15 protein-coding genes are annotated in these 11942 nt (G+C 47.0%); 14 read left to right on the top strand and 1 reads right to left on the bottom strand.

Going from position 1 to position 11942, the window contains the following annotated elements; all coding sequences use genetic code 11:
- The first annotated feature begins 10 nt into the window (after nucleotides 1-10).
- The 9 genes from ALO_RS00490 to ALO_RS00450 all read left to right on the top strand — a co-directional run bounded on the left by ALO_RS00490 (nucleotide 11) and on the right by ALO_RS00450 (nucleotide 6076).
- Nucleotides 11-661 carry an HAD family hydrolase gene (locus tag ALO_RS00490; protein WP_004573015.1) on the top strand — a complete coding sequence of 217 codons (651 nt, stop codon included), beginning with the start codon at nucleotides 11-13 and terminating at the stop codon, nucleotides 659-661.
- A gap of 47 nt (nucleotides 662-708) precedes the next feature.
- Nucleotides 709-1398: an MFS transporter gene (locus tag ALO_RS00485; RefSeq protein ID WP_004573014.1), complete on the top strand. Its 690-nt coding sequence runs from the start codon at nucleotides 709-711 to the stop codon at nucleotides 1396-1398.
- A 120-nt stretch (nucleotides 1399-1518) separates the two neighbouring features.
- On the top strand, nucleotides 1519-1872 hold the full coding sequence (locus ALO_RS00480) for a hypothetical protein (protein WP_004573013.1): 354 nt from the start codon (nucleotides 1519-1521) through the stop codon (nucleotides 1870-1872).
- A 408-nt stretch (nucleotides 1873-2280) separates the two neighbouring features.
- Nucleotides 2281-2883 (top strand): L,D-transpeptidase family protein, encoded by a 603-nt coding sequence (locus tag ALO_RS00475; RefSeq protein WP_004573012.1) that lies wholly within the window; start codon nucleotides 2281-2283, stop codon nucleotides 2881-2883.
- A 132-nt stretch (nucleotides 2884-3015) separates the two neighbouring features.
- Nucleotides 3016-3594 (top strand): flavodoxin family protein, encoded by a 579-nt coding sequence (locus tag ALO_RS00470; RefSeq protein WP_004573011.1) that lies wholly within the window; start codon nucleotides 3016-3018, stop codon nucleotides 3592-3594.
- Complete coding sequence (locus ALO_RS00465; RefSeq protein ID WP_004573010.1) at nucleotides 3591-4277, top strand: copper homeostasis protein CutC; 687 nt, start codon at nucleotides 3591-3593, stop codon at nucleotides 4275-4277. Before ALO_RS00470 ends, ALO_RS00465 begins: the two co-directional genes overlap by 4 nt.
- Before the next feature lie 200 nt (nucleotides 4278-4477).
- The gene (locus ALO_RS00460) at nucleotides 4478-4990 is read left to right on the top strand and encodes an HIT family protein (protein WP_004573009.1); all 513 of its coding nucleotides are present in this window, start codon (nucleotides 4478-4480) and stop codon (nucleotides 4988-4990) included.
- A complete protein-coding gene (locus ALO_RS00455; protein WP_004573008.1) occupies nucleotides 4987-5538 on the top strand; it encodes an SGNH/GDSL hydrolase family protein in 552 nt (183 codons plus the stop codon). Before ALO_RS00460 ends, ALO_RS00455 begins: the two co-directional genes overlap by 4 nt.
- 172 nt (nucleotides 5539-5710) lie before the next feature.
- A complete protein-coding gene (locus ALO_RS00450) occupies nucleotides 5711-6076 on the top strand; it encodes a hypothetical protein (RefSeq protein WP_004573007.1) in 366 nt (121 codons plus the stop codon).
- A 252-nt stretch (nucleotides 6077-6328) separates the two neighbouring features.
- Here ALO_RS00450 and dcuC read toward each other — a convergent pair whose 3' ends face one another.
- Nucleotides 6329-7588 carry a C4-dicarboxylate transporter DcuC gene (gene dcuC, locus ALO_RS00445; protein ID WP_004573006.1) on the bottom strand — a complete coding sequence of 420 codons (1260 nt, stop codon included), beginning with the start codon at nucleotides 7586-7588 and terminating at the stop codon, nucleotides 6329-6331.
- 238 nt (nucleotides 7589-7826) lie between these two features.
- On the opposite strand from dcuC, the gene ALO_RS23705 reads away from it, so the two are divergent.
- From ALO_RS23705 to ALO_RS00425, 5 genes are all read left to right on the top strand, one after another.
- A complete protein-coding gene (locus ALO_RS23705) occupies nucleotides 7827-8069 on the top strand; it encodes a helix-turn-helix domain-containing protein (protein ID WP_004573005.1) in 243 nt (80 codons plus the stop codon).
- A gap of 23 nt (nucleotides 8070-8092) precedes the next feature.
- Complete coding sequence (gene def, locus ALO_RS00440; protein ID WP_050806948.1) at nucleotides 8093-8635, top strand: peptide deformylase; 543 nt, start codon at nucleotides 8093-8095, stop codon at nucleotides 8633-8635.
- A gap of 10 nt (nucleotides 8636-8645) precedes the next feature.
- Nucleotides 8646-9473 carry a carbon-nitrogen hydrolase family protein gene (locus tag ALO_RS00435; RefSeq protein ID WP_004573003.1) on the top strand — a complete coding sequence of 276 codons (828 nt, stop codon included), beginning with the start codon at nucleotides 8646-8648 and terminating at the stop codon, nucleotides 9471-9473.
- Nucleotides 9474-9722: 249 nt separating this feature from the next.
- Nucleotides 9723-11387: a PucR family transcriptional regulator gene (locus ALO_RS00430; protein WP_004573002.1), complete on the top strand. Its 1665-nt coding sequence runs from the start codon at nucleotides 9723-9725 to the stop codon at nucleotides 11385-11387.
- A 138-nt stretch (nucleotides 11388-11525) separates the two neighbouring features.
- Nucleotides 11526-11942 (top strand): solute carrier family 23 protein (locus tag ALO_RS00425; RefSeq protein WP_040292424.1); only part of this gene is annotated, 417 nt, incomplete at its 3' end.

Here is an 11942-nt window from a genome sequence, read left to right as displayed (position 1 = left end):
GCCGTTGAACATGTATGACGTGATCTTATTTGACCTGGACGGAACTTTAACTGACCCTAAGCCGGGTATTACCCGGAGCGTGCAGTATGCCCTGGCCAAGTTTGACATCCATGTTGCGGATTTAGATTCTCTTATCCCGTTTATCGGCCCGCCGCTGAGCGAGTCTTTTCAGGTGTTTTATCGCCTGAGTGAGGCAGATGCCAAAAAAGCGGTAGAGTACTACCGGGAATATTTTACTGAAAAGGGTCTGTATGAAAATGCGGTTTTTGACGGGATACCGGAACTATTGGCTAATTTGAAACAAGCCGGCAAAACCCTGATAGTTGCCACATCAAAACCCACGGTTTTTGCTGAAAAGATTTTGCAGCATTTTCAGCTGGCCCATTATTTCAGCCGGATTGCCGGCAGTAACCTGGACGGAACCAGAGTTGACAAAGACGAAGTGATTGCCTTCGCGCTGATGGAATGTCTTGACATTCCCAAGGGTAGAATCATTATGGTCGGTGACCGGAAACATGATGTGATCGGAGCGAGGAAAAACGGGATCTGCTGCATTGCAGCGGCATTCGGCTATGGCAGCCCGGAAGAACTCCGGGAGGCCAATCCCAAGGCTATGGCTGCCTCCGTTCAGGATTTGCTTCCCATGCTTATGGCTGAATAATTTTCGTATATTAAGCCGCCTAAAAGCAAGGCGCCAGAGGTGCTATTTTGCAACATATTAACAGGCTGGCCTATTTTAATTTTTTCTTTCTGGGTGTCACTTTTAGCCTGGCCGGGGTTGTACCGCTTGAGATTGCCGGAAAATATCAGGTGGACACCTACATGGTCGGGTATGTTTTTGCATTGTTTACTTTGGGTAACAGCCTGGCTATTTTAGGAAATGGCTGCCTGCTGGACCGGGTCAATTTACAGAAGGATATGATAGCCGGCCTTGTTTTGATATGTGCCGGCATTGGCGGCACTACCTTGCTGTCGCCGAATTTAGTCATTTTTTCCTGCTTTATCCTAACCTATGGCTTGGGTCTGGGAATTCTTTGCTCGATCGGCAATTATACCATGGTTTCTCTCTACCGGGACGAACAGAGGACCGCCAAACTGAATCTGCTGAATTTTTTCTATAGCTGCGGCGCCGTCTTCTCGCCGGCGCTAGCCGGTTTCCTGTTATATTTCCAGGTAACCTGGGAAGCTCTATATCAACTGACGCTGGTGCTGGTGGCGGCAATATGCTATGGACTGGTGTCTGCCCCCTTTTCGCTGATTTCCCGGCAGCAGCCGGTCCTTTCCGGCGAATGTTCCCAGCCCTGGGGCGTAAAAATATATCTGATCGGCTTCGGATTACTATGTTATGTTCTGTCTGAAATGATTTTTACCTACTGGATTTATTGTGTATCTGACTGATTCCCTGGCTTTGGATATAGCTCAGGCCGGTTTTTCCCTGTCAGTTTTTGGATATTCATTGCAGTCGGCCGGCTGCTGTCCACGTATCTTGTTACGATCTTTCCTATTGAGCAGTATATTTTGGGCGGTTCCTTACTGGCGGTATTTTTCTATGCCATGCTGCTGCATTCCGATAGCATATGGGAGATCTATTTCTGGATTGCATTCATGGGGCTGGGCTACTCCGGAGTATATGCATCCATCGTTTCCTACGGTACATCCCAACTGAAAACAGTTTCAAGCCGCTTGATGACCTTTTTTGTCACCATTGGCGCCTCCGGCGGCATTCTGTCCTTTGTACTGGCCAGTCTGTGCAAACAATATTTCAATGTAAAGATGTCATTGCTGGTTAGTGCAGTGCTGATGGGGCTGATGACGGTTGCTATCGGGTTAACTGTAATTGGAAAAAGGATGAAAAGGGCAGGTAGGGTATAGGCGGAATGCATAGAATAATATGGCTGAGCGGCACCAGACGGAATGACGTATGGCTGCTGAAATCAGTTAGAAGGAATCATCCCCTTGGTAATGGCGAAAATAGATTGTTATGCGAACAAAACGGTATAGAGCAGCAGAGTTCCTGCAATTTGATGTTTGCAGGAACTTTTTATTTGCACAGTAATTTGGCTTTATAGAGAGCGCAGATTATGGTATGATAACAGAAATCTGTTTTAGCAGGTGAATTATTCCACATGAACTTTACATTCATTGGCAATTTGTTTCGTGTCACAGAAAATATTGGGTTCAAACGATGAGGAAATAGTGGTGGCAGTGAAACCACTATAAGCGGATTGAAGAATTTATGAACACCTTGCAGTTGGAAAAATATTAAGAGGAATTTTGATCATGCGATATAATCGGTTAGCCATCCTAATTGTTTTGATCGTTATTTTTGTTTTGGCTTTTGCAGTATGGCGCGGCTTTCCCCCGTTTCAACTGCATACTTCTGCTTTTCCCGGTTTATTGCATCAAACAAACAGGCAGCCAAAGCAAATAGAAGTAAAAATATATAAATCCGAGCGAAGACTTATGCTGTATGGTGATGGAAATATTATTGGCATTTTCCGGATCGCCAGAGGATTCGCTCCAGTGGGAAATAAGGAAAAAGAAGGAGACGGCAAAACGCCGGAAGGCAATTTTGTTATCTGCTATATCAATGATAAGACTCCATATGTCTATTTCTATGGTCTAAATTATCCAAATGTCAAAGATGCGGAACGGGGATTAAAACAAGGGCTGATTTCTTCATCAGAATATCAACAGATTGTGTCCGCTGCTCAAATGGGCGGAATTCCTTTATGGAAGACCCCTTTAGGCGGTGAAGTGGGTATTCATGGGGGCGGTAGTTTGTGGGACTGGACGCAAGGGTGTGTAGCGGTCAGCGATGCCGACATATTGATTCTTAAAGAGTATCTCACAATAGGGACTCCGGTGGAGATCTTTCCCTAAGTACAGCTTGGCTGCTACTCCAATTAGGAAGGATGGACATTATCCAATCATTTTTGTGCAGTGCGGGCCTGTCCGCTATCGGGATGATGCTGGAAAAACGGCTGAGAATAGGCCGAAGGCGGGGGGATAAGTATGAAGAAAATCATTATTCTGAATGGCAGTCCTCGTAAGCAAGGCACAACTGCTGCACTGACGGAAGTTGTCAGTAAGGCGGCAGCTGGCCGGGGGGCTGAAATTAAATCCTATTACCTTAATGGTATGAATATTAAAGGCTGTCAGAGTTGTTATGCCTGTAGAGGCAAAGAGCATCGCTGCAGCTTGCAGGATAATATGCAAGAATTGTATGATGAGATTGATGCTGCCAGCGGTATTGTCTTTGCCACACCGGTCTACATGTGGCAGATGACGGCACAATTGAAACAGGTGGTTGATCGTTTATATCCATATATAAAACCCGACTATTCCAGTTACTTAGCTCCTGGCAAGAAAGTTCTGCTGGCGGTAACACAGGCCAGGCCGGATACGTCTATGTTCCGCCACTATTTTGAGCACATGGGCAAGAATCTTTTGTTCCTCGGCTTTGGTGCTTATAAAATCATTATCGTTGGCGGAACACATAAGCCAGAGGATTTTCACGCGCAAACCGAAGTGGTGGCAGAAGCCGGGCGAATGGGCGAGTGGCTTGTTGGTATGGAGAGAACTGAGCAATGATTGAAATTATAGCGACAACAATCGAAGACGCCAAAAGGATAGAGGCTTTCGGTGCCAGCCGAATCGAACTGATCAGTGCTATGTCCGAGGGGGGCCTTACCCCAAGTTACGGACTGATCAAAACAGTGGTGGAAAGCGTCAGGATTCCCGTTAATGTAATGATCCGGCCGCACGCCAAGTCCTTTGTTTATACAGAAGCCGAACTAAATATAATGAAAGAAGATATTAAAATAGCCCGACAACTCAAGGCAAATGGCGTGGTCCTTGGGGTTCTGGATGAAAATAATGCGGTTGACGAGAAGTCTTTAGCCGAGTTGCTGGAAACTTGCAGTGGGTTGGATGTCACGTTTCACCGGGCGATTGACGAACTTAGAAACCCGGTAAAAGGCATAAAGGTATTGGCTGAGTATCCAGAGATCACAACGGTACTGACATCAGGTGGTAAAGGTGATATACAAGAAAATCTGGCCGTCATAAAAGAAATGGTGGAGAATGCCGGGAAGATCCGCGTCTTAGTAGGCGGCGGGCTGAATTTTGAAAATATCGGGCGGATTGTTACAGAAACCGGGGCGCCTGAATATCATTTTGGAACGGCGATTCGTGATAACAGCTCCGCCTATGGGGGAATCAATGAAGAAAAGCTAAAATCCCTCATTAAGCTTATGAATCGGTTGGGTGGCTGAGCATAGTATTATGCCGGAAGTCAACAGGAACATCCGCGCATTTTTCGCATCAGCCAATTAAACGCGATACATTTAGACTGGTTGAACAAAACTCTGTTTTGCTCAACGGCGCCCTCGTGGCCAGCCTGTTTGCAGCGCTTGGCATTGAGCAATAGGGGTGTCTGAAATCGGGGTATAATGTTTAACAAGGAGTTGGGGCTATGTGCATAACCTGCAGTATTGCAGAAGGGAAGGAAACCCCGCCGGGAGGACTGATTTACAAAAATGACAGGATCATCATACATCATTGTCTGGATGTCAATATACCAGGGTATCTAATCATTTCACCGATTAGGCATGTCACTCAGTATCAGGAGTTAGTCGATGCAGAGCTGATGGCAATGACAAAGGGAATGAAAAATACGGTGAGTATTCTTTACAGGCTGCCGGATGTTGAGAAGGTGTATATATTGAGCCTGGGAGAGGAGACAAGCCATTTGCACTTTCATATTTTCCCGCGCTATCGCTGGCTGACAGATACATCGAATGATGCTCTATTCTCAGAGGGCAAATTGGACGGCGCTAAGTTATTCAGTTATTACAGGAATAAAAATAAGACCGGTGAACTGGGAGTAATTCCTGAAATCAATAAAGCAATCACCTTCATAAAAAGTCAGCTATCCTATTGCATACTGGCTCCGCTTTGGTTCATCTTGGGGAGGATGGATGTATGAAAATCGTGGCATTGGGTGATTCCATTACCTATGGCTTCCCCTATTTGCCGGAGTTCTCCTGGGTTCGCCTGGTTTCCGACGAACTGGACATAGCCATGCTGAACAAAGGGATGAATGGTGATACTACCTGGGGAATGCTGGAACGTTTCGCTTTGGATGTGATTTCCCGGCAACCGTCGCATGTAATTATCCTGGGCGGGGCGAATGACGCATTCGAAGGGGTTATCCCCAATGAAGTATTGGATAATGTCGGGAAAATGGCGCGGATGGCCGGGGAAAGCGGTATTGTGCCATGGATTGGGCTGCCGACTCCCTGTAGTAATTTTGCGGAAGAAGCTCTGCTGGGGCAGTACCGCCAATTGTTGCGCCGGTATACAGCAGCTAATGGTATTGGCTTGATTGACTTTTATTCGGCAATGCTCAATCCGGCCGGGGATGGAATCAGAGAAGGACTGTATTTCGACGGCGTTCATCCGAATGAAGCCGGGTACCGGGTTATGGCCGGGGTGGCGTCGGATTTTTTGCGGCGGTGCGTTAAGCAGGCGTAAACTGCAATATCCATACGATTTTATTGCTGAAATCACTAACGAGACAGTTAGTGATTTTTTTTGCATCAAAATTTTTAGTCCCCGCGGCGGCAATCCTAAATCCGATTCCAAGAATACGTGGGGATAATATAGAGAATACATTTAGCTGCCGCGCACAGGAGGATTGGTCTTGATGGCAAAAATAACGCGCTTTCCGGCACAGTCCGGACAGGGTCCGGAGGCATTAGAAGGGCTGATACGCAAATATCTGGCCGAGATGATGGACGATCCTGACAGTATTGAGGCCGTAGCGGAACGGATGATGTTTTTTATCGACAATTATCTTAACATATGGTTTAATCCAGCCTTTGATTTGGTTGTACCGCCGATGTCAAAAGAACAGGCAAATGCACTGCTGCTCTCGCTGGAAAAGGGAGTTGACGCGGCTGCCGAACAAATCAATACAATGGTCAACAGGATTATTATTGAACGACTTTTTCTGGAAGTAGAAATCTATCAAAATCAGAAACCTGTAAAAAGGCCGAGAAAATTATTATGACGCGTCTGATAGCATTCGTAAAGGGAGACGCCGAATCCGCTAGACAGGGCATCCAGGTGCGGCAGAGCAAACCGGGGATGTCCCTTTTTCGTCGCAACTATGTTGCCCAAAAGGAACATCCCCGATTATACATTATCCCGATTTGTTACCTGTATTTTAGTGTCCAGCTTTCGCAGCCAGTTCTGCAATCAGTTCGCACAATAATTGCAGCCTGGGTTCTGCGTAAATCAGCTAAGTGGACGATCACCCTATTTACAAAAGCAGCAGCATGCCGGCAATCGCGGCAAGAATCATTCCCGGTGCATTGCGTTTAGCGAGTTCGATAGGATCAACTCCTGCTAACTGAGCACAAACAATAGCCGCTCCGGCAACCGGCGACATGCTTCTGCCAAATGAACCGCTTAAAAAGGCGGCTGAGCCCATTTGTGATATGCCAAAGCCAAAATCCTGAGCGTGAGGCGTAATCGCACCGTTGAAGGCCAGTGTGGCAGCATCGCCTGAACCGGATAAAATCGCGACAATCATAGGGCCAAACGCAGCGGCAAACCGGGCGATTTGTTCTGAGTGTTTCATAACCTCAATCAACGAGCCGGTCAGTCCAATCAGTTCCATACCTTTAGTAAATACGGCTGCGGCGATAATAATACCAATGACACTGCCATAGGCCTCACCCATACCGTTGAAGAATTCTTTGGAAATGGTCTGAGGATTGCAGCGGCAAACAATTAATCCTAAAATGGTGCCAAAGATCATAGCCTCGGGCACTGAGACAGCCGGCAGCACATTGATCTGCTTGCTTCCCAGCACCAACAAAGCCAAAGGCACTATTGGCACGATTGCTTTAATATAGTTGACCTGGAGTTTTTCCGATGTATCGGCAGCCGCTTCCGATTCTCCGATGTTACAGCCTTTATTCTCTTTGCGCACTATCGCAACGACCAGAAGCACAATCGCGCCGATCAGACCGCAAAGGATCGCGGCTACTGTGTGACCGGCAATGACGCTCATGACATCCGTCCCGGCCAGCTTGGCAATAAAAGGCGGATGGGCTGACCCCGGGCTTAAGGTTCCGCCATAAGTTCCCGCCAATATGGCGCTGCCGGCAATTGCCGGATGAACACCGGCTTTTATCAGGGTCGGGATTAAAATAGCGCCAACAGCAGCTGAACAACCTGCTGCGCTAGGCAACGCAATATTAATAGCAAAAGTTATCATAACACTTGCCGGAATCAGAATAGCCTGCATACGGGTAATCCCACCGGTCAAAAATTGAACCATGTGCTTGTCACAACCGGTATATTTCATAACAAAAGCGAAACCCATAACAGTACAAATAACAGGCACCAAACCGCCATTAATCATTGCTTTGGCAAAAGCGTCAATTACATCCGGAACTTTACCGGCAATTGCCGCCATGACTAAGCCGGATGCAAATAAGACCATCCGCGTTTCCCAGCGTTTAATAATGGCATAAAACGTAAGTACAACTATTATTCCGCCTAACCAAATCATGTAGTAGTTCCTCCCTTGTTAATTATCAATTTATAGAATTTATTACGATATTTATAGTGTAGCATATAAATACAATAATTGAGTACATTTTTTACATTGTATATTTATGGAAGTTCGCTGTAAAACCCAGCCTAATGCGGCAAAGATAACTTGCATTTTTGAATCATCTATTATATATTTTACATTAGTTGTTACCTTATTTTTTAAAGTGTTAACTAATAAATTGGAGTGATCATAATTGCTCGTATGGTCGTTGCGAAAAATAATGGCTGACAGAGGTATCTGGACCGGAGCGGCATTGGCCCGTTTGTTGCAAGAGAAGGCTGGTTATCGTTTATCTCCTCCGTCTATCAGTGCCTTGCTTACTGGTGAACCAAAACAGATGAAAGCTGATACCTTGGATGCATTATGTACAACATTGGAGTGCACCCCCAACGACTTGTGGGTTCATACGCCATCACCTTTGGCAGGTGCATCCTAATGGGACAGAAAGGTGATAAAATTTTGGCGGAAAGACGAATACTTCCTTTTGGTGATCCTATTCTGAGAAAAATATCAAAACCGGTCACTGGCATCGATTCAAAGCTGCTAAACCTGCTTGGCGATCTAGTTGATACACTATATGCAACTGATGGCCGGGCAGGTTTAGCGGCTCCTCAGATCGGCAGCCTGAAAAGGATTGTAGTAATGGACTGTGGAAAGGGATTGATTGAGTTAATCAATCCCGAAATGATAGAGATGCAAGGGGAGCAGATTGGCCCGGAGGCTTGTTTATCGTTGCCGGATTATACAGGGTTTGTAAAACGGGCACAATACGTAAAGATCAAGGCCATAAACCGACGGGGACAATCATATTTTCTCGAAGGTGAAGATTTTCTGGCCCGATGCATTCAACATGAAATGGATCACTTGGAAGGAGTATTGTTTATTGACCGTATTCAGGGGAATGCCCTTGTTCATGATCAGACCAGGCAGAAAGTAAACGTTCGGGATGTTCCCGGGTTTATGGCCACAGGAATCGGGAACCCACTTTCATTAAAGAAATGAGGTAGATGCTGTGTCAACCGGCGAAAAACTAAAAATCGGGATCTGTCAGCTGGCGGTGCGGAATGACAAGTCGTTGAATATGGATCAAGCCGACGCCATGATCTCTCAGGCGGCCGGTCAGGGGTGCAGGCTGGTCATTTTGCCGGAGATGTTTAACTGCCCCTATCAATCCGAGCTCTTCCCCGAATATGCCGAAACCTGGCCTGACGGGCCGACGATTCGCAGATTGGCTGCAGCAGCCGCTAAACATCGGATTACGCTGGTGGGTGGGTCGATTCCGGAGCGGGAGCATGAAAAAATCTTTAACACCAGTTTTGTTTTTGGCGAACAGGGCAATCTAGTGGCCCGTCATCGCAAAGTCCACCTGTTCGATGTGGATATTAAAGACGGCACGGTGTTCCAGGAGTCCAAGACATTGACGGCCGGGGATCAGGCTACCGTGGTCACAGTGGGTGATTTGACCTTTGGGGTGGCGATCTGCTATGACATTCGTTTTCAGGCCTTTGCCCGCACCATGATGCTGCAAGGCGCCAAGCTGCTGATTTATCCTGCCGCTTTTGGGCCGGTTACCGGTCCGGCTCACTGGGAACTCTTAATGCGATCCCGGGCGATCGATAATCAGGTCTTTATCGTCGGCGCTGCTCCGGCCAAGACCCCCGGCGCTGAATATCAGGCCTATGGTCATTCCATGGCGGTGGACCCATGGGGGAATATTCTGGTCCGGGCTGAGGAAGATGAGGCTGTTTTGTCGTGTGAACTGGATTTTTCCTTCCTGGAAAAAGTCCGGTCGGAACTGCCGATTTTGCAACATTGGCGGGATGAATTTTATAAAGAATAAATACCGAATGATGTTAAAAAATGCTTCCTGATAGGCTGATGCTTAGACAGGCGGCATTTTTATTCTTTTCATCCCAATAACGGAAGATGAGGTGAAGAACCGCATAATTATCTGAAAATATGGAAAAGAGCAGGATTCTTGTAAGAGATTGCGGAATTCTGTTATGCAAAGATGAACCGGGCTGAATGGGTTTTTAGATGCCCGCGTCTGCAGTATTTTCATCAGATTCGAGAATAGGTCGGTGGGCGTATGAACAAGGATATTGGTCTGAGCCTGAAAGAAGTTTTGGAGTTGCTGCCGTTTGCCCAATCAAAACCGGTTGCCGGACACGGCGGACTGGATAAGGTTGTGCGCAGTGTCAACATCATGGAGGTACCGGATATTTTGGCCTGGACCAAACCCGGCGAGCTGCTGCTGACCACTGCCTATTCCATTCGGGATAACCTGCCGGCACAGCAGAACCTGGTTCCCGAATTAGCCAGTAAGGGATTGGTCGGGTTGGCGATCAAGCCCGGACGATATATCGAGCGCATTCCCATCGTGATGATGGATCAGGCTGATCAACTGCAGTTTCCCTTGATAGAACTGTCGGCGGAAGTAGCCTTCCCGGATTTGATCAATGCCGTCCTGACGGCAACCCTGGATAAACAGAATGATTACCTCAGCCGCTCACTCAATTCCCACCGCCTGTTTATGGATATCGTATCTTTCGGCGGTGATTTGGCCGATATGGCCCGGAGCCTGGCGCAAATCATCGAAAACACAGTTCTGATTTATGATGCCAAACACCAGCGCTTAGTGGGAGAAACGGTAAACTGGCCAATCGAGGACATTCAGCTTCTCTGGCGGTGTGAAGACAAAGACCGGGTAGAATTGCCGGTTCAATCCCGCACCTACCTTACTGAACTGCCGGACTTTACCTTTCGGATCATGGAGCTGCCTGTTGCTTCCGGCCATGAGGTGTATGGCAAAGTGGTAGTGGCGGAAACCAACCGGCCCCTGACGGGACAGGATATCCTCATTATTGAACGGCTGGCGACCGTAGCGGCGCTGGAGATTGCCAACCGCCACGCAATCATGCAGATTGAGCGGCGTTATGCCAATGAGTTTCTGGATCAGCTCCTTTTTTCATCCCTGGACGACGACTTGAGGAACCGGGCCAGATTTTTTGGCTGGGACTTATGCAAACCATATGTTGCCATCCTGTTTCAATATGAAAATGCTGTCTGGCAAGGCATGGAGATCGATAATGAAATTGAAAAAAAACGCAATGAGATCAATAACCGGATTTATCTGGAGGTAGCCCAGCGCTGCCGGGGGCATAACTGCACGGCGATTCCCGGGACCAAGAGCAATGTAGTGGTGCTGTTGCTGGAGGTTGTGAGCAAGGAGTCTAAGCAGGCATACCGGGAAATCCGGAAAGCAGTGGAATCCTTGCGCCAGGTGGTCACCCCTCTGGTTAAAGAAGGATGGATTACCATTGGTACAGGCCGCTATTATCCTGAACCGGGAGGATATCAGAAAAGTTACCAGGAAGCCGTCAAAGCGTTAAAAATCGGCAAAGAAACCGGTTGCAGCGGTCAGAACGTTTATTTTCAAGACCTAGGAATTTATCGGCTGTTTGCCCTGATTGAAAAGAAAAATGAGCTGGAAGAATTTTTAGAGGAAAATATTCTTCCCTTAATGCGCTATGATGCCGAGAAAAATTCAGATTTGCTGTTGACACTGGAGATGTTTTTCCATTATCATGGCAATGCGAAAAAAGTATCAGAAAAATTATTTACCCATTATAATACCATTCTCTACCGTCTGGACCGGATACAGGAAATAACCGGGATGAATCTGGATGATCCGGAAGACAGATTGAACCTGCAGGTAGCCTTGCGGATTCGCAAATTGATCCAGAGAGGTTGAGGTGGCAGGATTGTAAAAACGAAACAAAGAATAATCAATTAATTTAGAATATAATAACAAAGGTTAACCCGGATCTGACAGAGAAGGTCATCTTAGGTACAAAATTGCTAGAACCAAGGAAAGGAATGATGCAAGCGGATGGAAAGACGTATGATTCAAGTCGAAGAGAAACTTCCTGTATTACAGGGAATTCCCCTGAGTCTGCAGCATTTGTTCGCCATGTTCGGCGCAACGGTCCTAGTACCTTTTCTGTTTAAGGTCAATCCGGCCACCTCATTATTGATGAATGGTGTTGGCACTCTGATTTATCTAATTGTGTCAAGAGGCAGAATTCCGGCATATTTGGGTTCCAGTTTTGCATTTATCGCTCCGGTTTTCGCGATTCTGGCCGTACCGGAGCTGGGTGGCTATGCGGCGGCTCAAGGCGGTTTTATCGCTTTCGGCCTGTTTTTCATCGTGGTATCCCAAATTGTGCGTATGGTGGGCACTGATTGGATCGACGTCATCTTTCCGCCGGCAGCTATGGGCGCGATCGTGGCGATCATCGGCCTGGAG

It is taken from the genome of Acetonema longum DSM 6540 (assembly GCF_000219125.1).
GTDB classification, from domain to species: Bacteria; Bacillota; Negativicutes; order Sporomusales; family Acetonemataceae; genus Acetonema; species Acetonema longum.
Note: the sequence above shows the minus strand (reverse complement) of the source record. Positions and strands in the feature narration are given on the sequence as shown.